19 protein-coding genes and 1 pseudogene are annotated in these 19,784 nt (G+C 71.5%); 13 read left to right on the plus strand and 7 right to left on the minus strand.

Annotated elements, in window-relative coordinates:
- Positions 1-5: 5 nt before the first annotated feature.
- Positions 6-446 (minus strand): hypothetical protein, encoded by a 441-nt coding sequence (locus tag ACFYNS_RS14105; protein WP_388602832.1) that lies wholly within the window; start codon positions 444-446, stop codon positions 6-8.
- A 314-nt stretch (positions 447-760) separates the two neighbouring features.
- Between ACFYNS_RS14105 and ACFYNS_RS14110 the strand changes: the two genes are divergently transcribed.
- Positions 761-1,795: an NAD-dependent epimerase/dehydratase family protein gene (locus ACFYNS_RS14110; protein ID WP_388602834.1), complete on the plus strand. Its 1,035-nt coding sequence runs from the start codon at positions 761-763 to the stop codon at positions 1,793-1,795.
- A gap of 2 nt (positions 1,796-1,797) precedes the next feature.
- Here ACFYNS_RS14110 and ACFYNS_RS14115 read toward each other — a convergent pair whose 3' ends face one another.
- Positions 1,798-3,120 carry a DNA-binding protein gene (locus ACFYNS_RS14115; RefSeq protein ID WP_388602837.1) on the minus strand — a complete coding sequence of 441 codons (1,323 nt, stop codon included), beginning with the start codon at positions 3,118-3,120 and terminating at the stop codon, positions 1,798-1,800.
- Positions 3,121-3,450: 330 nt separating this feature from the next.
- On the opposite strand from ACFYNS_RS14115, the gene ACFYNS_RS14120 reads away from it, so the two are divergent.
- From ACFYNS_RS14120 to ACFYNS_RS14150, 7 genes and pseudogenes are all read left to right on the plus strand, one after another.
- Positions 3,451-3,852: a hypothetical protein gene (locus ACFYNS_RS14120; protein WP_388602838.1), complete on the plus strand. Its 402-nt coding sequence runs from the start codon at positions 3,451-3,453 to the stop codon at positions 3,850-3,852.
- Positions 3,849-4,094, plus strand: a complete 246-nt coding sequence (locus tag ACFYNS_RS14125; RefSeq protein WP_388602840.1) for a hypothetical protein — start codon at positions 3,849-3,851, stop codon at positions 4,092-4,094. The genes ACFYNS_RS14120 and ACFYNS_RS14125 overlap by 4 nt, the downstream gene beginning before the upstream one ends.
- 235 nt (positions 4,095-4,329) lie before the next feature.
- Positions 4,330-5,523 (plus strand): radical SAM protein, encoded by a 1,194-nt coding sequence (locus ACFYNS_RS14130; protein WP_388602842.1) that lies wholly within the window; start codon positions 4,330-4,332, stop codon positions 5,521-5,523.
- Positions 5,520-6,134, plus strand: a complete 615-nt coding sequence (locus ACFYNS_RS14135) for an exonuclease domain-containing protein (RefSeq protein ID WP_388602844.1) — start codon at positions 5,520-5,522, stop codon at positions 6,132-6,134. The genes ACFYNS_RS14130 and ACFYNS_RS14135 overlap by 4 nt, the downstream gene beginning before the upstream one ends.
- Positions 6,128-6,706 (plus strand): AAA family ATPase, encoded by a 579-nt coding sequence (locus ACFYNS_RS14140; RefSeq protein WP_388602846.1) that lies wholly within the window; start codon positions 6,128-6,130, stop codon positions 6,704-6,706. The genes ACFYNS_RS14135 and ACFYNS_RS14140 overlap by 7 nt, the downstream gene beginning before the upstream one ends.
- Complete coding sequence (locus ACFYNS_RS14145) at positions 6,703-7,473, plus strand: aldo/keto reductase (RefSeq protein ID WP_388602849.1); 771 nt, start codon at positions 6,703-6,705, stop codon at positions 7,471-7,473. Before ACFYNS_RS14140 ends, ACFYNS_RS14145 begins: the two co-directional genes overlap by 4 nt.
- Before the next feature lie 446 nt (positions 7,474-7,919).
- Positions 7,920-8,532, plus strand: a pseudogene (locus ACFYNS_RS14150) (IS30 family transposase); the annotation flags it as partial.
- 78 nt (positions 8,533-8,610) lie between these two features.
- On the opposite strand, the gene ACFYNS_RS14155 reads toward ACFYNS_RS14150, so the two are convergent.
- Together ACFYNS_RS14155 and ACFYNS_RS14160 are read right to left on the minus strand one after the other, a co-directional pair.
- Positions 8,611-10,242 carry an FAD-dependent monooxygenase gene (locus ACFYNS_RS14155; protein ID WP_388602850.1) on the minus strand — a complete coding sequence of 544 codons (1,632 nt, stop codon included), beginning with the start codon at positions 10,240-10,242 and terminating at the stop codon, positions 8,611-8,613.
- 31 nt (positions 10,243-10,273) lie between these two features.
- On the minus strand, positions 10,274-11,290 hold the full coding sequence (locus tag ACFYNS_RS14160; protein ID WP_360302473.1) for a methyltransferase: 1,017 nt from the start codon (positions 11,288-11,290) through the stop codon (positions 10,274-10,276).
- 209 nt (positions 11,291-11,499) lie between these two features.
- On the opposite strand from ACFYNS_RS14160, the gene ACFYNS_RS14165 reads away from it, so the two are divergent.
- A complete protein-coding gene (locus ACFYNS_RS14165; RefSeq protein ID WP_388602853.1) occupies positions 11,500-13,143 on the plus strand; it encodes an FAD-dependent monooxygenase in 1,644 nt (547 codons plus the stop codon).
- A gap of 18 nt (positions 13,144-13,161) precedes the next feature.
- Entirely contained in the window at positions 13,162-14,187 is a 1,026-nt protein-coding gene (locus ACFYNS_RS14170) for a methyltransferase (RefSeq protein ID WP_388602854.1), read from the plus strand.
- Positions 14,188-14,280: 93 nt separating this feature from the next.
- Here the strand turns inward: ACFYNS_RS14170 and ACFYNS_RS14175 are convergent, their stop codons facing one another.
- Together ACFYNS_RS14175 and ACFYNS_RS14180 are read right to left on the minus strand one after the other, a co-directional pair.
- Positions 14,281-15,207, minus strand: a complete 927-nt coding sequence (locus tag ACFYNS_RS14175; RefSeq protein ID WP_388602856.1) for an NADP-dependent oxidoreductase — start codon at positions 15,205-15,207, stop codon at positions 14,281-14,283.
- A gap of 155 nt (positions 15,208-15,362) precedes the next feature.
- Entirely contained in the window at positions 15,363-15,857 is a 495-nt protein-coding gene (locus ACFYNS_RS14180) for a MarR family transcriptional regulator (RefSeq protein WP_360302461.1), read from the minus strand.
- Between the two features lie 116 nt (positions 15,858-15,973).
- Here ACFYNS_RS14180 and ACFYNS_RS14185 point away from each other — a divergent pair, with 116 nt between their 5' ends.
- From ACFYNS_RS14185 to ACFYNS_RS14195, 3 genes are all read left to right on the plus strand, one after another.
- Positions 15,974-16,480: a hypothetical protein gene (locus tag ACFYNS_RS14185; RefSeq protein WP_388602859.1), complete on the plus strand. Its 507-nt coding sequence runs from the start codon at positions 15,974-15,976 to the stop codon at positions 16,478-16,480.
- Positions 16,481-16,672: 192 nt separating this feature from the next.
- Complete coding sequence (locus ACFYNS_RS14190; protein WP_360295472.1) at positions 16,673-17,989, plus strand: cation:proton antiporter; 1,317 nt, start codon at positions 16,673-16,675, stop codon at positions 17,987-17,989.
- A 129-nt stretch (positions 17,990-18,118) separates the two neighbouring features.
- The gene (locus ACFYNS_RS14195; RefSeq protein WP_388602862.1) at positions 18,119-18,559 is read left to right on the plus strand and encodes a hypothetical protein; all 441 of its coding nucleotides are present in this window, start codon (positions 18,119-18,121) and stop codon (positions 18,557-18,559) included.
- A gap of 100 nt (positions 18,560-18,659) precedes the next feature.
- On the opposite strand, the gene ACFYNS_RS14200 is transcribed toward ACFYNS_RS14195, so the two are convergent.
- Complete coding sequence (locus ACFYNS_RS14200; RefSeq protein ID WP_360295531.1) at positions 18,660-19,586, minus strand: XRE family transcriptional regulator; 927 nt, start codon at positions 19,584-19,586, stop codon at positions 18,660-18,662.
- Positions 19,587-19,784: the final 198 nt, after the last annotated feature.

The following is a 19,784-nucleotide window of genomic DNA, read 5'->3' on the forward strand; positions in this document are numbered from 1 at the left end:
CCGCCTCAGCCGCCGTACCCGCCGCTGGTGCTGTAGCCGCCGCTGGTGCCGTAGCCGTCATCGTCGTCGTCGCAGCCGAAGCCGGCCCGCTCGACGGCGGCCGCGTGGACGAAGGTGCCGCCCATGGCGCGGCCCTCGTCCTCCCGGCCGCCGTAGTACCAGACGCTGCTCGCGCGCTCGGCCTGCTGCCCGGCGGTCCGGGCGGCGGGGAGGGCGGCGGTCGTCGCACCCTGGGTGCCGCACTGGCTCGGGGGCAGGATGCGGTAGCCGCGCACGGCGTCGTAGCTGTCGGGGTCCACGCACCGCCGGTCCGGCTCCGAGGAGTATCCGGACAGGGCGACGGCCAGCGCGCCCATGCTGCCGAGCACCACGGTCGAGGAGCGCAGCCTGCGCCGCCGTCCCGGGGCTTCCCGGTCGCTGTGCGCCGGCTCCGGCGTGCTGGTCATGCGGTCCCCCTGGATACGGCGTCAAGAATCGAACTGCAGCGCACACCCTAATGGGTGCGGTGCGGCGCCGCGGCGGGCCCCGGCGGAGGGGCCGGGTCCGCGCGGGTCCCCCTCTGGGCGGACCAGCTCGGCCCCGGCGGGCCAGGCCCGCCGGGGCACGCGAACGGGCCCGGCGGCTCTCCCGCGGGTTCAGGTGGTGGCGCGGCCGGTCGCGGTGACGGCCTCGGTGGTCCGCACACGCCGACGGCCCGCACCCGGATGGGGAGCGCACCGCCGCTTCCGTGAATCCCGCCCCTGCGGGCAAGATCAGGCGTATGCGAATTCTGGTCCTGGGCGGAACGTGGTTCCTCGGCAAAGAGATCGTCACCGGCGCGCTTCGGCGAGGGTGGGAGGTGACGACGTTCAACCGGGGCCGTTCCGGTCCCGACGCTCCCGGTGTGGCGCCCGTCCACGGTGACCGGACGGACGCTTCGGACCTCGCGCGCCTTGCTGCCGCTGGCTCCTGGGATGCGGTCATCGACACCTCCAGCTCGGACCTCCCTCCCCGTGACGTCCTCCTCGCTACGCGCGCCCTCGCCAGGCAGGCCGCCCGGTGGGTGCACATCTCTACTGTGTCCGTATACGAGGGCTGGCCGCACAATCCCCTCATGGAGGCATCCCCGCTTCTGGAGTGCCCGCCCGATGCTGACGAAACGTATGGGTACACCGGACCGGACGGCTCCCCGACCGAATACGGCTTCCAGAAGGCAGGCGGCGAACGGGCCGTGTCCGGCGTCTTCGGCGAACGGGCCGTGTTCCTGCGCCCCGGGGTGATCCTCGGCCCCGGCGAATACGTCGGCCGCCTTCCCTGGTGGCTTTCCCGCGCCCACCGGGGCGGGCGCATTCTCGCCCCCGCCCCGGCCGATCGGCGCATTCAGCCGGTCGACGTTCGCGACGTGGCTACCTTCGCCCTGGACCAGGCCGCCAGTGCCGGGACCGGCGCATACAACGTGGCCCACCCAGACGGAGTCACCTTCGCCAACTTCATCGCGGGGTGCCTCGACGTGACCGGCGGCGCCGGTCGCCCGGCGTGGGCGCCGGCGGAACTGCTGACCCGGCATGAGGTGAAGCAGTGGACCGAACTCCCCTTGTGGCGCACACACGCCGGGGTGTGGTCAGTCGACTCCTCCAAGGCGGTTGCGGCCGGTCTCGCCTGCCGACCGGTTCGCGAGACGATCGGAGACACCTGGGCATGGCTTCAAGCCGACGGCCGCCCCGTCGCGCATCCGCGTTGGGCTAAGCACGGCATCGCCCCCGAAAAGGAGGCGAAGATCGTTGCCTCTCTCGGGGGCGATGCTTCAGAAGGCTGAGGTCAGCCCTCCAACGCGGCCAGCGGACCCGCGCCGGTTCCGAGCTGGTGGGACGCAGACAGCCGGGTGAAGTCCTCGATGTGCTCTCCCAGGTCGACCGCCACCTGAGTTGTCCGGAACCGGGCGTCGGTCAGCGTACGCCGGACCCGCGCGGTGCGAGCCAGCAGGCCTGGCGACCGCTGGCCCGGCGACACGTCCCACACGGGCGTCATGGCCTCGGCTGCTCCGTCGAGATCACCACGAAGGAGCCGAGCCGTGGCCAGGTCGGCGGCAGCGCCGCCGGTCACACGCGCCGAACGTGTCGCCGCTGGCCGCGCTTCGGCGAGCGCCAGCGACCGCACCGCCGCGACCTCGGCGCCCTGGCCATCGCCCAGCAGCAGGCAAGTTGACGCGTTCGACATTGCCAGCCGCTCGACGGTGAACCCGAACTCGCCGCCCACCTCGTCATGCAGGTCATCGGTGAACCCCTGGCCGTCCGCCTGGGAGATTCCCACGGCCCGGTGCGCGGAGTCGGCATCCCCCAGATGCCCGAAGGCGCGGGCCTCGATCGCAGCCAGGCGGCGACGGGCGACGTCACCGAGCCCGGTGAACGTCTGTGCTTGATGGGCGAGCCGGGCTGCCTCAGCAGGCTGGCCCGTGAAGTACGCGATGTAGGCCAGGGTGCCGCCGGCAAAGGCGCGCAGCGGATCGAACCGTGCGGTTTCCCCATACAGTGCGGCCGAGCGGGACAGGCGCCGGGCACCGTCGAACGACCCGAGGTCGAACGCCGCAGTGGACAGCAGCGCGCACGCCTGCCCGGCGAGGATCAGCAACTCCTGCTGCTGAGTGGGCACCTGTGTACGGTCCCGCAGCTGCTCGGCCTGCTCTCGAAGTGCACGAGCCTCGCGAAAAGCGTCGAACGTCGAGGTGCTGGTGTAACCGCGGGCCATGGAGGTCACGTCGTCGCGCAACTGGTCGAGGGTGATGTCGGAGATGGATTCGGATGCTGCTGCGTTGGCCTCGTTCTGGGCGTCGCGTGCGGTCATGGCGATCTCGTCTTCCAGGTTGAACGTGGGTGTGGGTGTCACAGAGGGAGGCGCATCGAACAGCGCCGCTGCGTCGACCCCGAGAAGGTGCTCCAGCACGGTGCACGCTTCCGCCCCCGGAAGGGTCTGGACGCGCCCGGCCGTCCAGCGCCGAAACTGCGCCTCCGACACCGTCAGGCCCCGAGCCGCTTCATCGAGTACCTGGGTCGCCGCGCGGCGGAAAGCACGCTCGAAGTCCACGTAACGCCAACGCCGTTGATCCACTAAGACCTTCAGCAGCGTCTGAGGGTTCTTACTCATGTCGCTCCCTGGTCTCCCGGTGGTCTCCCGGCGCGTTCGCGCCGACTTCCCTCACCGGAAGGGGAACCGCGAACGCCTCCGCAGCGCAACACCCCAGCGCACAGAACACGTTGATGCTACCCGCGCGCTATCTAGGTCATCTGAAAGAGCGCCAGGTGACACCCCGTACAGCATGGTGACGCCACCTGACCCGGGCGGAATCTGTCAGTCGTCGCTTAAGGCTCCGCAAGCGCAAGCGCCGGAGCGCGGCGGTGTACTGCCCGGTCTCGCCTCACCCCCGAGAGGGGCGGCCTGGCATCCCCTCCATCTCTGACCACCGATGAGGCCCTCATGACCACGCGTGCATCTCAGGAGAAGTCCACCCCAACTAGCGCTACGGACGCAGTGCTGTACGTGTGCGCCGAACGGTCGCCGACCGCATCGACGCTGGCCGATGAGCGTGCCTCGGAGGAGGGGCACGCCTACGCGGAGCGGCATGGGTTGCGGATCGTGGCTGACGTCTGTGATGTGTACGGCGAGCCGGACCCGTGTCACCGCGAGGGCTGGGTGTGGGTGCGGGAGATGGCGGAGTTGGGCACGATCGCGACGGTGATCGTCCGGTGGCTTGCCGTTATCGCGCCCGGATCCGCTCACGAGCTACGCCACCGCGAGATCGAGTGGCTGCGGGAGCGTGGTGTGCAGGTTGTGTATTCGTGGGCGCCGTTGGCGTCGATGACGCTGGGGCGCCCATGAGCGGGCGTCACGTGCGGACCGAGCCGCCGTCACGTCCGGGCCTGGCCGTGTTCGTCCTCGGCGTGCTCGGTCTGACTCCGCCCGCGCTGCTCGTTGGCCCTCAGCTGGTGGACGCCCGCGCCGCGCCGGTCGGGATCGCACGGCCGGACGCCGAGCCCGGCGAGCCCGCAGACCTCGCCGCCGGCGCCATGGACGGTCCGGCTTCGCACATCGATTGCTGGGGCGGCCGCCCCACCCAATGACCCCCGGTGGGTGGGTGTTCCCCATGCCCCGCCCGCCGGTCGATCTCCGTCCCGCTGTGGCTCCCCTCCCACGCCCAGCCGCAGCCCGGGACGGCGCACCCCCGCGTCCCACCCTCGAGGGAGGCGGGACCCGCCCGGCACCAAGACCGGCCGGAGCGGGCCGGGGCCTCGGCGCTGATCATCTGCCGGAGCCCCATCCAGAGAACCGTGCACCACCCGACGAAGGGAAAGCACTGTGACCGTGGAAGCCAGTCGGCGGCGGATGCTGCCGCTGTTAACGTCCGAGCAGATCGGCAGCCTGAAGCCGGACATCGCCGACGTCATCGAGTATCGCAAGTCCGGGCTGTCCCTGAACCACGTGGTCGGCTGCCCGCTGGACTGCGGGTACTGCATCCGCCACATGGAGCGCTACAGCAACTTCGAGATGAAGACCCCGCGGGCCCTCATGCCGGATGACGAGGCTGTGAAGGCGCTCACCGGGCACCGGTACTTCCAGCCCCACGTCACCCCGGTGCAGCTCTTCAACAAGGCGACGGACCCGATGCTCCAGGCGGTGAAGCCGCACACGCTGAACACGCTGCGACTCCTGGACGAGCAAGGGCTGACTAATCACGTGTTGGTGATCACCCGGTGGCGGGTCGACCCCGAGGACTGCGCCGTCTTGAACAGCTTGAAGAACATCAAGCTGACCGTCCTGGTCACCCACTCGAATATCCAGCACGAGGGCATCGAGCCAGTCGACTCCACGATCGCCGCGAGGAGTCTGCGCACCCTGTACGAGCACGCCGAGCGCTACCGCACAGTGCTGTATTGGCGGCCGATCGTTCCCGGCTTGAACGACTCGGATGCCGATATCGCTCGCGCCCGAGAGCTGTCCCGGACCGCGCACGCGACCGTGTTCACGGGCTTGTTCTTCCGGGACGAGATCGCCGCCTACTACCGGGAAAACGGCCTGCCCGAGCCGTACGACACCACCGCGCGGCGCAAGATCATGCCTGAACAGCTCGAATCCCGGATCCTGGCCGCCTTCCGTCGGCCCGGCGACGGACAGGCCCCGTTCGGCCCGTTGTTCCGCAAGACCTCGTGCGCGGTCGCCTACGCGCACGGACGCGCGGACTACAACGGTCACTACGGCATCCGCGAACTCTGCGACATCTGCCCGAAGGCGCAAATCGGATTGTGCGCGAAGGCGTGGAAGGCACCCGATCCGGTGGACGTCGAGATCACGGCCCGCGCTCTGGGGGCAAACGGGCCCATCCAGATCACTGATCGGGCCATCATGGTCCAGGGCTTGAACGAGCCGCCGCGCTACTGCCTCCAGCACGCTTATGGCTACCAGGTCCACGCACGCGAGCACCCTCACCATCACCGCCGTCATGGCCGCGCTGACATCGGCTGGAGCGGTGAGAACGGAATCCCTGCGCAATGAACTTCACCGACTGGCCCCGCCCGCTCTACATCGTGGATGTGGAGGGCAACGGCGCCAACCCGCCGGACCTGGTAGAGGTCGCCCTGATCCCCGTGGAAGACGGCCGCGTCGTACCCGATCAGGCGCGGTCGTGGCTGATCCAGGCGCCCGTATCGATCCCGGCCCGCGTCACCCGTATCCACGGCATCACCAATGCCATGACCGAGGCTGCTCCGCGCTGGTCGCAGGTCGCCGGCGAGGTACGGGCACTGCTGGAGGGCGCGTGGATCGTCGCCCACAGTGCGAGTGTCGAGTACAACGTTCTGACCCGGCACCTGCCCGACTGGCAGCCCGCCGGTGTCGTCGACACTCTGCGCCTGGCCAAGGACGCCGACCCGGGCCAAAAGGGCTACGGCCTTGACCCGCTCACTGCCCGGCACCACATCGACCTGTCCGCAGTCCCCGGCGCCCGGCACCGCGCCGCCTACGACGCCCACGCAACCGGCCTGCTCCTGCTCCAGCTCGCCGACCACTACCCCACATGGGAAGCACTCACGGCGGCCTCCGTGCCGCCAGGACTTCCCGGCCGTCCGACCACTACCGCACCTCAACACGAGGAGACCCTGTGGTAACTCGCATAGCCGTCGCCGGTACCCACTCGACCGGCAAGACGACGCTTCTGCGCCTCCTGGAGACGGAGCTGCGGGCCACCGGCCGCACCGTGGCTCGCACCCCGGCCAGCTTCGCCGCGAAGGCCGCCGAACTCGGCTTCCCCAAGCTCCAGCAACAGAGCGCCGAATGCACGGAATGGATCATCACCGCATCCGCCGCCGCCGCGGCTGAGGCCACCTTGAGCGCTGACGTGGTCCTGGTGGATCGCTCCGCCCTCGACCCGGTGGCGTACTACCTGGCGGCCGTCGAACAAGGCTGCTACGAGCCCGACCCGGCCGCCGTGCACCGGCTCTCCGCTCTCGCCGCCATCCACGCCGGCGGATACGGGCTGCTCGTCGCGACTGTCCTTGACCCGGCCGTACGGCTCGGCGATCACCGTGACCGTGACCTGGAATACCGGGCTTCCGTCGACCGACAGCTTCACCGCCTGCTGTCCGAACTCGACATCCCGCACCAGCGGATGACCAGCACCCCCGACGACCAGGCCGCCGCTGTCAAAGCCGCCCTCACCACGGCGCAGGCTACCCGGTGACCGCTGCGACCCGACCGGCCGGTACCGTCACGATCGCCGGAAAGACTGTCTCCCGGCTCGGGTACGGCACCATGCGTCTGACCGGCCACGGCACGTGGGGCGACCCGCCCGACCCCGACCGCGCCGTACATCTGCTGCGCACTGTCGTGGACGAGGGCATCACCCACCTGGACACCGCCGACGCCTACGGCCCCCACACCGTCGAACACCTCATCCGCCGCGCTCTGTACCCCTGCCCGTCGGATGTGCTGATCGGCACGAAGGTGGGCATGGTCCGCCCGGCGCCGAACGTGTGGAAGCCGCTCGGGCGCCCTGAGTTCCTGCGGGCGATGGTCGAACAGAGTCTTCGGCGTCTGGGTGTTGAGTGCCTGGATCTGTGCTATCTCCACCGGGTCGACCCCACCGTTCCGTTCCTGGACCAGGTCGGCACGCTCGCCGAACTCCAGGGTGAGGGGAAGGTTGCGCATGTGGGTCTGTGCAAGGTGACCCCGGAGCACATCGACACGGCGTCCACCGTTGTCAGGGTCGCTGCTGTGCAGAACAAGCTGAGCATGGCCGTTTCCGGTGACACGGCCACCGTCGAGCACTGCCGCATGCGGGGCATCCCGTACGTGCCCTACGCTCCGCTGGGAGCCGGAGCCTTGGTCGGGGACGTCGGGAAGGCGCTCCGCTGGCTGCTGGACCTCGGCGATCACATCGCCCCTATCCCCGGTACCAGATCCGTGCAGCACCTCGCACAGCTCATCGAAGCAGCACGCGGACGGTGAACAACGAACCGCGCCGGCGGTCCAAGGATGACAAGCGCATCTGCTCCGGCTGACGCCCTCCACCGGGACGACACCTCGCCCCGTGGCCAAGGCGGCGGGTTCTAGTGATCCCCGCAGCACCCTGGATTTCGAGGAGTTGCGGGGATCGTGGATCTTGAGGAATTGAAGGCGAGGTTCTTCGAGGCGCTGGACCGGGAGAGCGGCAGTGTCTCGGGGGCTGCTCGGTCGGTCGGGGTGAACCGTCACACGGCGGCTGACTGGGCGCGGAAGGCCGGTGTGCGTGGTCGTGGGAAGACGGGCACGAGCGGGCATCCGGGGCGGGCGGAGTACGACCGCCTTCGCACGTCCGGGATGCGACGGCGGGATGCTGCGGCACGGGCCGGGGTCCACGAGCGCACTGCCCGGGACTGGGACCGCGGTATCCGGAAGACCGGTAACGCGCGCCTCCACCCCGATGGGCCATGCGGATGAGTCCGGAGACGATCTACCAGGCGATCTACGTCCAGGCCCGTGGCGAGCTGCGCCGCGAGGTCGCACTCGCCCTGCGCACCGGGCGCACCCGCCGCAAACCACACCGCAGTCCAGACCAGTGCACTCGCCGGTTCGTCGACGAGATGGTGATGATCTCCCAGCGTCCTGCCGAGGTCGAGGAAAGGGCGGTTCCCGGCCACTGGGAAGGCGACCTGATCGTCGGCCCCCGCAGCGAGAGCGCGATCGTGACCCTGGTCGAGCGCTCCACCCGCTACATCCTGCTCGGGCATCTGCCCGGCTCGCTGACCTGGGACCAAGGGCTGCGAAATGGCCGCGCACAAGCAGTTCACCGTCGCGACCGGGGTCCCGGTCTACTTCTGCGACCCACACACTCACCCTGGCAGCGCGGATCGAACGAGAACACACAACGGGCTGCTGCGGCAGTACTTCCCCAAGAGCACCGATCTGTCCGTGCACAGCCCCGAAGACCTCGAACACGTCGCCCAGCAACTCAACGGCCGACCACGCAAAACGCTCGGCTGGAGAACCCCAGCCGAGCGCCTGCGTGATCTACTGACGACCACGTAAGCCATCAGGTGTTGCGAGGACCCCGAGAATCCGCCAAAGCCGCCGGGCCCGGTGCGCGTCCCGCCGTCGCGGGGCGGGTCAGCGGGGCGGGTACAGCTCCCGCACCGCCGTCCGCAGGGCCGCCGCCGGGTTGGCGGTGGCACCCTCGGAGCGCCAGGCGACGAACCCGTCCGGGCGGACGAGGACGGCGCCGTCGGCCGCGATGCCGTGCTGCTCGGCCACGGCCCGGTCGTCCGCCGCGGTCAGGGTGGCTCCCGGGCCGCCCACCCGGTGGGCGTCGATCCGCACGCCGGTCTCCGCGGACACGGCCGCGGCCGCCTCCACCCACGCCTGGCCGCCCTCCGCGGTCAGCAGCACCGGCGCCCGGCCGTACAGGTCCAGGGTGGAGATGTCCTCCCCGGCCCGGTCCAGCCCGATGTGCGGGGCGCGGGTGCCGGGCTCGCCGCGCAGCGCGTGCGGCGGCACCGGCGGGCCGTCCCCGTACCGGTAGCCGAAGACGGTGGTGCTGTACGCCTCGGCGGGGTCCGGGCCCTCTCCTTCGCCGTCGCCGTCCGGGCCGGTGCGCTCCTGCATCATCCCGAGGGCCTGCTGGAGGGTCATCCAGGCCACCGGGTGGCGCTCGGTCTGGTAGGTGTCCAGCAGCTCGGGCCCGGACTCGCCGTCCAGGACGGCGGCCAGCTTCCAGGCCAGGTTTCCGGCGTCCTGGATGCCGAGGCTGGCGCCGAACCCGCCGGTGGGCGGCACCAGATGGGCGGCGTCGCCGACGAGGAAGACCCGGCCGCGCCGGTACTCGCGGGCGACCTGCGCGCCGATGATGAAGCTCAGCCACTTGGCGCCGCCGGCCGGGAGCTGCGGGATGATGCGCACGTCCAGGTCGGGCTGGCCGATGGCCGCGCGGACCAGTTCGACCGCCTGCTCCTCGGTGACCGTCTCCAGTGTCTCGCCCTCGGGCATGGCGGTGGCGAAGATCCACCGCTGCTTGCCGTCGTGCGCGAACAGGATGGTGGAGGGCGCGGGTTTGTCGAGGTAGCAGACGCCGACGTCGCGGCCCCGGGCCGCCCGGCTCAGATCCGCCTCGAAGAGCACCGAGAGGGTGGTGGCGAACTCGCCGGGTCCGTCGGTCTCGATGCCCAGCTCGCGCCGGACGGGGCTGCGGCTGCCGTCGGCCGCCACGAGGTAGGCGGCGCGCACGGTGCGCTCCTCGCCGGTGGCGGTGTCCCGGAGCACGGCGGTGACTCCGGCGTCCTCGCCCTCGCCGCTCTCCTCGAAGGACACCAGTTCGGTGCCGAAGGCCAGTTCGGCGCCGAGTTCGGCGGCGCGGCCGCGCAGCAGGTGCTCGAGCCGGTCCTGGTCGATGGGGGCCCACTCGCAGGGGCTGACGCCGCCGGTGGGGTCGGGCTGGTCGGTGGGGCCGCTGAACATCTCGGGCCCGGCGAGGGTCTCGGCCCGGATCATCAGCAACTTGCTGAAGTCGGTGGCGAGACTGGCCTCGGACCAGATGGGCCCCTCCAGCCCGACCTGCCGGTAGAGCTCGACGGTCCGCGGGTTGACGCCGCGCGAGCGCGGGTGGCTCAGCGTGTCGGGGTGGCGCTCGACGACGAGCGAGCGGATGCCGTGCCAGCCGAGGAAGACCGCGGTGGACAGCCCTGTCACCGCTCCTCCGACGATCAGTACCGGAACCTGCTGCGGGGCCTGCTGGTTAGTGCTCATGGGTACGGACTCCTCTCTCGGACGGGCCCGCTCAGGCGGCCTTGCGGCAGATCACGAGCGTGTCGTAGTCGCTCAGCGGCAGCACCTCGGTGGAGGCGAACCCGGCGCGCTCGGCGTGCGCGACGGCCTCGGAGACCGGGTACTCGGAGCCGCCGTCGGTGACCAGCAGCATGTCGAGGCTGATGACCAGGTTCTCGACGTGGTCGGGCTGGTCGTCGAGCATCCGGTCGTAGATCAGCAGCGCGCCCCCGGGATTGACGGCGTGGAAGGCCTTGGTGACCAGTTCGCCGCGCTGCTGCTCGTCCCAGTCGTGCAGCACGTGCCCGAGGGTGACCACGTCGGCGCTGGGCAGCGGGTCGGTGAAGAAGCTGCCGCCGTGGAAGGCGACCTTGCCGGTCAGCCCGTAGGAGGCGACGTGCTCCTCGAACAGCGGCTCCATCGGCGGCAGGTCGAAGACGTGTCCGGCGAGGTGCGGCTGCGCCTTGACGATGATGGAGCACAGGTTGCCGCGCGCGCCGCCGATGTCGAGCACGGAGTTGTGGCTGCTCCAGTCGAACTTGCCCACCAGTTCGGGGCCGACGACGTGGGTGAGCGCGTCCATCATGCCGACGAACTGCCGCAGGATGTGCGGGTTGCGGGTGACTTCCTCGAAGTCGCTGCCCGACTGCTGCTCACCGGTGCGCAGCGCCTCGGTGAGCTTGCCCCAGGCGGGGTAGAGGTTGCGGTTGGAGCGCTCCAGGAAGCCGCCCACGTAGCGGTTGCTGCCGCGCACCAGGTAGGTGCCGGCGCCCTCCGCGTTGCCGAACCTGCCGCCCTCCTCGCGGGTGAGCAGGCCCAGCGCCGCCAGCAGGTTGAGCCAGTCGCCCAGTCCGCGGCCGTGCAGGCCCAGCTCCTTGCGGATCTCCTCCTCGGTCGCGGGGCCCTTCTGGTCGAGGGTGGTGAACAGACCCAGTTCGACAGCGGTCAGCAGCGCCTTCGCGTCGCAGAACGCGTTGCTCAGCCGGATGATTCCGGCCGGGGTGCTGACATCCAGGCTGGTGTGCGTCATGCGCAGGACTCCTTCCGAAACGGCACATGGCCTGGCGCCAGGGCCGCTCCGGGAGGGTCACACCGCGAAGTTGAGCGCCCCTCGAACCGCGGTGGGGACGGCGTCGGGGCCGTGCGCCCCCGCCGGATCTCCAGTGGCCCTCAAGGGGCCGTGGCTACTCATCAGGGGTGCCGAAACCGGCCAAGCCCAGTTGTTCAGAGGGGACATGCATGTATGACGTGAAGATCCCGGTGCTGATCGTCGGCGGTGGTCCCGTCGGGCTCTCCACCGCGCTGTTCAGCGGGCGGCGCGGCGTCCGCACGATGCTGCTGGAGAAGCGGGACAGCACCTCCATGCTCCCCCGCGCCCCGGGCCTGCAGGCCCGCACGATGGAGCTGTTCCGCGCCGCGGGGCTCGGGAAGGAGATCCGCGCCCTGGAGAAGGGGAACTCGCACGCCTACTTCGAGGGCGGGATCATCAAGGTCGACACCTTCTCCGACATCGACAACGCCGAACTGCTGGAGTCCCCGTCGCTGGACGGCCCGACGGTCAGCCCGGAGCGGGTGATGGGCTGCGGGCAGGACCGGTACGAGAAGGTGCTGGTCGCCAAGGCCCGGGAGTACGGCGCCGATGTGCGGTTCAACACCAGGCTGGTCTCCTTCGAGGCCGACGAGGAGGGCGTCACCGCCGTGGCCGAGGAGGCCGCGACGGGGAACCGGATCACCATCCGCGCCGACTACCTGGTCGGCGCCGACGGTGCGGGCAGCCGCGTCCGCAAGGCGCTGGGTGTCGAGCGGACCGGCCGCGGGACCGTCTTCAACGCGCTGAGCATCTACTTCCGGGCGCCGGAGCTGGAGACGCTGCTCAAGGACCGCAAGTTCATCCTGTGCTACGCCTCGGCGGGGGGCTCGCTGATGGGCCTCTCCCGGCTGCACGGCTGCGACCCGTGGCTGGCGGCACCCATCTACTACCCGGAGAAGGGCGAGACGCCGGACGACTACACCGACGAGCGCTGCGTGGAGATCGTCCGCCGCGCGGCCGGCAAGGACATCGACGTCGAGATCATGGACAAGGTGCCCTGGCAGGGCGCCCAGCTGGTCTCCGAGACCTTCCGGGTGGGCCGGGTCTTCCTGGCGGGCGACGCAGCCCATGTGCACCCGCCCGCAGGCGGCTTCGGAGCCAACACCGGCATCCACGACGCGCACAACCTGTCCTGGAAGCTGGCGGCCGTGCACGACGGCTGGGGCACCGACGCGCTGCTGGACACCTACGACGCGGAGCGCCGCCCGCTGGGCACGGCCATGTCCGAGCAGGCCCTGGTGCGCAACCGGATCCGGCACGGCTACGCGACCGAGCAGGACCGGAAGGACTTCGTCGACGACGTGATCATCACGCTCGGCTACCGGTACCGCTCCGCGTCCGTCGTCGGCGCCGAGGGCTCCAAAGTGCTCACCCCCGACTTGGAGCTGACGGGCGAGCCGGGCACCCGCGCGCCGCACGTGTGGCTGACGCGTGCGGGCACTGAAGGCGCTGAGGGCACTGCGGGCGCGGAGCGGATCTCCTCCATCGACCTGTTCTGGGACGGCTTCGTCCTGCTGCACGGCCCGGACGGCGGTGCCTGGGCGAAGGCCGCGGTCAAGGCGGCCGAGCGGCTGGGCGTGCCGCTGCGCACCCACGCGGTGGGCCCGGAGGAGGAGCTGCGGCCCGAGGACCGCGACTGGGCGGCCGCCTACGGGGTGGGGCCGGGCGGCGCCGTGCTGGTGCGGCCGGACGCGTTCGTGGCCTGGCGCTCGGCGGAGGGCACCTCGACGGTGGCCGACCCGGACGCGGTGCTCGACGACGTGCTGGCGCGCGCCTCGGCGGCGGCCTCGTGACCGGGGCGGAGCGGGCCGATGACTGACGAGGTGACGGCCCGGGCCGGACAGGTGCTCGGCCAGGCCATGGCCTTCCAGCCGGCGAAGCTGGTGCTGGCCGGGGTACGGCTGGGGCTGTTCGCGGCGCTGGCCGAGGGGCCGCTGCCGGAGGAGCGGCTGCGTGAGCGGCTGGAGCTGGGGCGGCGCGGCTGCGACCACTTCCTCGCGGCACTGGCCGAACTCGGCTTCCTGGAGCGCACGGCGGACGGCGCGTGGGCCAACACGCGGGTGTCGGGGCAGTTGCTGGTGCCCGGCGATCCGGCGTCGCTCAGCGGGTTCCTGCAGCTCGCCGACCGGGTGATGTATCCGGCGTGGGACCGGCTGGCCGAGGGGCTGCGCAGCGAGGAGCCGCAGGCGGCGACCTATTCCGGCGAGGACATGTTCGATCAGCTCTACGACAGTGAGGAGAAGAAGGACGGGCTGGTGCGGATGGCCGAGGACGCCAGCAGGCCGCTGATCCCCGCGCTGGCGGAGGTCTTCGACTGGGCGTCCTACGGCTCGGTGCTGGAGCTGGGCGGCTGCCGGGGCAATGTGCTGGCCGGTCTGGTGGGCGCCCATCCGCATCTGGAGGCGCGGGTCTTCGACCTGCCGCAGTTGGAGGAGGACTTCGACGCGCACATGGCGGCGCTGGGGACGACAGGGAAGCTCGGTTTCCACGGCGGTGACTTCTTCGCCGGGCCGCTGCCCGAGGCCGATGTGCTGATGCTGGGGCACGCGCTGGTGGACTGGAACGACGACCAGCGCGCGCAGTTGGTGAAGAACGCCTTCGCCGGAGTGCGCCCCGGTGGCGCCTTCCTGGTGTGGGACCCGGTGATCGTCCCGGGCGAGGAGAGCTATCTGCGCAATCTGCTGCGCAGCCTCAACCTCCAGTTGATGACCCCGCACGGGAAGGGGTACACGCTGGCGCAGTGCACGGGGTGGATGCGCGACGCGGGCTTCGCCCGGGTCGAGCACCGCTCGCTGGGCCACGACGTCACCCTGGTGATCGCCCACAAGGGCGGCTGACCCGCGGTCCTCGCACGTCCGCCCGCCCCCGCGCCGGGGGCGGGCGGACGTGCGTGCGCAACAGGGGGATCCGGGAGCTGAGCTGGGCGGATATCACTCCATGGTGAGCACCAGCTTGCCGTCCAGTCCGCCGGCTTCCCCGGTCCGGTGAGCCTCGGCCGCCTCGGCGAGCGGGAAGGGCCTGTGGAGAGGCACCTCCAGGGTGCCGCGGCGCAGCAGCGCCAGGGCCTCGTCGAGCGCGGCGCCGGTGCGCCGGAGGCCGTCCCCGCCGCCGGAGAACCTGGCCCCGTGCGCCTGCGCGGCCTGCGGGGAGGCGAGGGTGAGGACCCGTGCGGCGCCGCCGCGGGCGAGCCGGACGGAGTCGCCCAGCACGTCGGCTCCCGAGACGTCCAGTACGGCGTCCACCCCATGCGGCGCGGCGGCCGCCACCCGCTCGGGCCAGCCCTCGCCGTAGCGGACGGGGGTGGCCCCCAGTCGGCTCAGCCGCTGGTGGACCCGCTCCGCTGCGGTGCCGACCACCTGCGCGCCCCGGGCGAGCGCGAACTGGACGGCGAGGTTGCCGACGGCGCCGCCCGCGCCGTGCACGAGCAGGGTCTCCCCCGCGGCGACGCCCAGTTCCTCCAGTGCGCGGTAGGCGGCCTCCGCGGCGGAGGGCAGCCCGGCGGCGCGGTGCACCTCCAGGTCGTCGGGGCGCAGCCGCAGCATGTCGAGGTCGGCGACGAGCAGCGTGGCGTAGGCCTGCGAGGCGTGGCCGAAGACCTCGTCGCCCGGCTCCAGGCTGCTGACACCGTCGCCCACCGCCTCGACGGTCCCCGCGAACTCCGACCCGGGGATGTGCGGCAGCGGCACCGGCATGACGGCGGCCAGGGAGCCGCTGCGCAGCTTCCAGTCCAGCGGGTTGACGCCCGCGGCCCGGACGGCGACGCGCACCTGGTCGGGGTCCGGTTCGGGGATGTCGATACCGGTGGGCCGGAGCACTTCGGGGCCGCCGTACGCGGCGAAGGCGATGGCCTCGGGCATGGCGAGCACCTGCTTCCTGTGCGTGGGGGGAACGGAACTCCCCGCCCCGCGTTCCCGGCACGCCCCTTCCCATGCCCGCCCGCCGGCCGGCACTCCCGCCGGTCGGGCGCGGGGCTGGTCGTTCCGGGCCGGTCGGGTACCGGCCCGCCGAGGGGTCAGCCCGCCTCGTCCCGCAGCCGCCGCAGGTGCCGCTCCTGGAGTTCGCGGCTGCGCCGGGCGAAGTCCAGCAGGAGCTCCAGTTCGGGCAGTGAGTAGCGCTCCAGGAGGGCCGCGCCTTCCTGCGCGAGCGGGCCGTAGAGGTCGCCGGCGCCGCGCTGGATCTGCTCGGTGGCGCGGACGACGGACTTGCGGCGGTCGTGCGGATCCGGCTCGCGGGTGAGGTAGCCGAGCCGGGCCAGCCTGTCGAGCATCGCGGTGACGCTGCCGGTGGTCAGGCCGAGCGCGGTGCCCAGCTGGCTGGGGGTGGCGCTGTCGCGCTGGGTGAGGACGTCGAGGCAGTGCAGGTCGGTGCGGTTGACGCCGAGCCGGTCGGCGGCGGCGGCGTCCACCGCGTCGGTCGCGCCCTGCAGGGCGCGGACCTCGGCGCCGAGCTGCTGCCGCAGCTCGTTCTCCTTCGGTTCGCGCGGCGGGACATCCCGTTCACTTGACATACAAGTATCTCGACTCTCAAACTAAAGGCGTCCGGTTACCTTGGCTTCCAAGATAACCGGTTCCCAAGTAATCCCACCATCGGGTTGTTGCCCGGGTTCCGGAAAGGAACACTGCGATGAGCAACCAGCACACGGAGCACACACCGGACCGTGCAGAAGAGCAGGTCGAGCAGGTCGAGCAGGTCGAGGCCTTCTACACCAATGTGAAGCGGCTGGGCCACTGGACCCGGTCCCGCACGATCGAGGTGCGCACCCGGCGCTCCTCCGTCCACCTCGACCTGCGCTCGGCGCAGCTCCCCGAGGGCGAGATCGAGCTGCGGCTGCACAGCGAGCGCAGCACCCTCAAGCTCCTGCTCCCCGAGGACGCGGTCCTCCAGGAGTCCGAGCTGACTCTGGTCGGACGCTGCAAGGTCAAGGACCGCGAACGGCACACCGAGCACCACGGCCGCGTCGTGCGGCTCACCGGGACGCTCCAGCACGGCGAGATCCGCGTCGCCCGCGGCGGAGTCGCCACGCTCAGCGCGATGTTCTCCCGCGAGTTCCTCGACGACGCCCGCACCGCGCACCGGGACGGCACCGAACCGGTACTGCCCGACCCCGGCAAGGAGCACGGGACACCGTAGACCGGGCAGCAGCGCGGGCCGCGGACGAGCCCGCCGGCCTGAGCTCTCCAACCGCCCTTGAGCACGCGCCCGTAGCCTGCCCCTCCGGCACCGGAAGCCGCCGGTCAGGGCTGGTGCGGCCGGTCGTCCGGACGACCGGCCGCATCACTCGGTACCTCCCGGTACCGCCCGGCACACGCAGGGGGCGCCCGCATGACTCCGGAGCAGGTCCAGTCCTTCTTCGCGGCGCTCGCCGCCGTCCTGGTGCTCGGCCGGCTGCTGGGCGCGGCGGCGCGCCGGCTCGGACAGCCCCCGGTGGTGGGCGAACTGCTCGCCGGGGTGCTCCTGGGGCCCACCCTCTTCGGCGGCGCGGTGGCCCGCTTCCTCTTTCCGGCCGACATCCGGCCGCTGCTCGCGGCACTGGCGGACCTGGGACTGGTGCTGTTCATGCTCCTGGTCGGCTACGAGTTGGACCTGACCCGGCTGCGCGGCACCGAACGCCTCGCGGTCTCCGTGTCCCTGTGCTCGGTGCTGGTGCCGCTGCTGCTGGGCGGGCTGCTGGCACTGCACCTCGCCGACCGGCACGCCACCGGCGGCCGCGCCGCGTTCGTGCTCTTCCTCGGCGCCGCGATGGCGGTCACCGCCTTCCCCGTGCTGGCCCGCATCCTCGCCGACAGCGGGCTGGGGCGCACCCGGATCGGCGGCATCGCGCTCGCCTGCGCCGCGCTCGACGACGTCCTCGCCTGGTCCCTGCTGGCGGTCGTCGCCACCGTCGCGGGCGGCGGCGGCCAGTGGCGGATGCTGCTGGCGCCCGGCTATCTGGCCCTCATGCTGCTCGTCGTACGGCCCGGTCTGCGGTGGCTCTTCCACCGGCCCGGCACCGCGCGCCGGGCCGGCTGGCAGGGGTGGACACGCGACCATGTGACCCCCGACCAGCTCGTCGTGGTCCTGGCCGGGCTGCTGCTCTCGTCGCTGGCCACCGCCTGGCTGGGTGCCCACTTCGCCTTCGGTGCCTTCCTGTTCGGCGCCGTGCTGCCCCGCGACACCTCCCGGCAGCTGCGCCTCCAGCTCACCGACCGGCTGGAATACCTCACCCGGCTCCTGCTGCTGCCGGCCTTCTTCGTCGTCGCCGGGCTCCAGGTGGACCTCTCCCGCACCGGAGTCCGCGGCCTGGGCGAACTCGGGCTGATCCTGCTGACCGCGGTGACCGGCAAGTTCGCCGGCGCCTACGCGGGCGCCCGGCTCAACCGGGTGCCGCCCGTGCAGAGCGGACTGCTGGCCGCGCTGCTGAACACCCGCGGCCTGACGGAGCTCGTCATCCTGACCGTAGGACTGCAACTGGGCGTCCTGGACCGCGAGCTGTACGGCCTGCTGGTCGTCATGGCCCTGCTCACCACCGCCATGACGGGCCCGCTGCTGCAGTTACTCGGCCGCCACCGCGGCGGCCTGGCGACGCTGGGCGACTTCGCCCACCCCGCGGAGCGCCCCCGGAGCGCCCGCGCCTCCCGTACGGCCTCCCGGAAGGGCTGAGCGGGCGGTGACCTCCAGGCCGGTACCGCCCGTCCCGTCGCCCCCCGGCGGATCGCGGGCACCATGGCTCCGTCCGTCTCGCCCTGCCAGACTGGCCGCCGAGTCGGCCTGAGACCCGGGGGGACAGGTGTGAACGCTGTGTGGGCGAGCGTGGTCGCAGTGGTCGGGACGCTGCTGGGGGCCCTGACCACCGGTCTGTTGCAGCGCTGGGTGACCTCCCGCGCTGAACGAGCGGCCCGGTTGCAGAGACTTCAGGAGGCCGCGACGGGCCTGGCGGACGCGTTGACCGACTACCGCGGGCGGCTCTACTGGGAGACGCGGCCGGCATCTCGGGCCGGGGCGACGCCCGAGCAGGAGGAGGCCACCCACGAGAGCTGGGCGGCCCGGTCGCGGGTGAACTACGCGATCAACCGGCTGCTCCTGGCCACGCAGGACGAACGCATCCTCCGGCTCGCGACCGAGGCCCGCAACGCGACATTCGACGTGCAGACCGGCACGTGCGCGCCGCCTGACGCCCGGGAGCAGCAGTTCGCCTTCCTGGCGACGGTCGCCGAGGCGTCGCGGAGCTGAGGAGCTGCCCCCGCGGCCGGCCGGCAGCAGACCGCCTGCTCGGGACTCCCGTTCGACGCGCCCTTCTCGAGATCGAAAAGACAACAGCTTCGAAGGCCGGTCAGGCTCGGAGAGCACCGACGCGAGCGGCGAGGCCGCGGAGATCCGATGTCGTACGTCCGGAGAGCAGCAGGCCGGAGATGAGGGCTTGGACGGCGGGGCGTGCATGGATCTCTTGCGGGGCACAGCGTTCGGCCGCCAGAAGGCTGGAGATGCACGCGTCTCTGCGCCCCCATCGGTTGTGGGCGTGGGCCATGTCCGTATACAGGCGAGCGCGTCGCTCGGTGGTGGGCAGCGCGGCGGGGTCGATGGCGTGTGCTGCGGCCAGTGCCCGTGCTGGGTCCCCGACGCTGTTCTCGGCTGAGACCAGATGCAGTTGCACGGTTGCGGGGCTGAAGCCGCCAAGGTCCCTCAGCCGGGTGTCCCCAAGGCCGGAGGCGAGAGCGGCAGCTTCGGCGGTGAGCTCACGCATCCCATCTGGGTCTCCCTTCCAGGCGGCGGTGTAGGCGGCAGACTGCACCAGCAGTCCCCGCAGTGCGGTGCCCGACCGGCCGACCTCACGCAGCTCGGGCGATTCGGCAGCGTTGAGCGCGAGGGTGAGTGCTTGGTCCTGCCACCCTGCTTTGCGTGCGAGGACGGCGAGTTGGCGTGCCGACTCGGCGACAACGAGTGGATCCCCGGCTGCCGCCGCCAGCTGCCGGGCCCGGTCGGCGGCCATCCACCCCAGTTGCTGCTCGTCCAACTTGGTCAGGAGCCGGGTTGCAAGGAGATAGCTGCGGCCCAGCAGAGCGTGGTCCTTACTGTGGGCAGCGTGTGCTGTGCTGATGAGGCGCGGCAGGCGTACGGCGAGGCTGGCATACCCGCATGTGCGGTAGTCACGGTGCGCGTGGTGGAGCTCGGCGATCACGTGCTCATGATTCTGGCTCGTGGCGGGGCTGCCGAGCCCGAGCATCGCGTCCCGCAGCCGTGCGACGAGGATCTCACCCATCTGAGCTTCGTGGGCCTGCGCAGGGGTCTCGCCGGGCGGACCCCCGACGTTCACCGCAGCAGCAGCAGCGCTGGCTGCGAGAAACTGCCGACGCCTCACGCTCTCACCGTCCTCCCTGCCCTTCAGCGTAGGCGCGGGAATGCGGGGATAGCGGCTGGTCGGTTCAGTGTGTCGGCCCGGCTGATGGGAGTCGGGGAG

The sequence above is a fragment of the Streptomyces sp. NPDC006925 genome (assembly GCF_042869575.1).
Lineage (GTDB): Bacteria > Actinomycetota > Actinomycetes > Streptomycetales > Streptomycetaceae > Streptomyces.

Bases quoted from the DNA above. Each gene is read 5' to 3' on its own strand.
- ACFYNS_RS14125 (WP_388602840.1), top strand. From the start codon at position 3,849: ATGAGCGGGCGTCACGTGCGGACCGAGCCGCCGTCACGTCCGGGCCTG.
- ACFYNS_RS14135 (WP_388602844.1), top strand. From the start codon at position 5,520: ATGAACTTCACCGACTGGCCCCGCCCGCTCTACATCGTGGATGTGGAG.
- ACFYNS_RS14165 (WP_388602853.1), top strand. From the start codon at position 11,500: ATGTATGACGTGAAGATCCCGGTGCTGATCGTCGGCGGTGGTCCCGTC.
- ACFYNS_RS14185 (WP_388602859.1), top strand. From the start codon at position 15,974: ATGAGCAACCAGCACACGGAGCACACACCGGACCGTGCAGAAGAGCAG.
- ACFYNS_RS14175 (WP_388602856.1), bottom strand. From the start codon at position 15,207: ATGCCCGAGGCCATCGCCTTCGCCGCGTACGGCGGCCCCGAAGTGCTC.
- ACFYNS_RS14200 (WP_360295531.1), bottom strand. From the start codon at position 19,586: ATGGGTGAGATCCTCGTCGCACGGCTGCGGGACGCGATGCTCGGGCTC.
- ACFYNS_RS14160 (WP_360302473.1), bottom strand. From the start codon at position 11,290: ATGACGCACACCAGCCTGGATGTCAGCACCCCGGCCGGAATCATCCGG.
- ACFYNS_RS14120 (WP_388602838.1), top strand. From the start codon at position 3,451: ATGACCACGCGTGCATCTCAGGAGAAGTCCACCCCAACTAGCGCTACG.
- ACFYNS_RS14110 (WP_388602834.1), top strand. From the start codon at position 761: ATGCGAATTCTGGTCCTGGGCGGAACGTGGTTCCTCGGCAAAGAGATC.
- ACFYNS_RS14155 (WP_388602850.1), bottom strand. From the start codon at position 10,242: ATGAGCACTAACCAGCAGGCCCCGCAGCAGGTTCCGGTACTGATCGTC.
- ACFYNS_RS14190 (WP_360295472.1), top strand. From the start codon at position 16,673: ATGACTCCGGAGCAGGTCCAGTCCTTCTTCGCGGCGCTCGCCGCCGTC.
- ACFYNS_RS14105 (WP_388602832.1), bottom strand. From the start codon at position 446: ATGACCAGCACGCCGGAGCCGGCGCACAGCGACCGGGAAGCCCCGGGA.
- ACFYNS_RS14115 (WP_388602837.1), bottom strand. From the start codon at position 3,120: ATGAGTAAGAACCCTCAGACGCTGCTGAAGGTCTTAGTGGATCAACGG.
- ACFYNS_RS14170 (WP_388602854.1), top strand. From the start codon at position 13,162: ATGACTGACGAGGTGACGGCCCGGGCCGGACAGGTGCTCGGCCAGGCC.
- ACFYNS_RS14180 (WP_360302461.1), bottom strand. From the start codon at position 15,857: ATGTCAAGTGAACGGGATGTCCCGCCGCGCGAACCGAAGGAGAACGAG.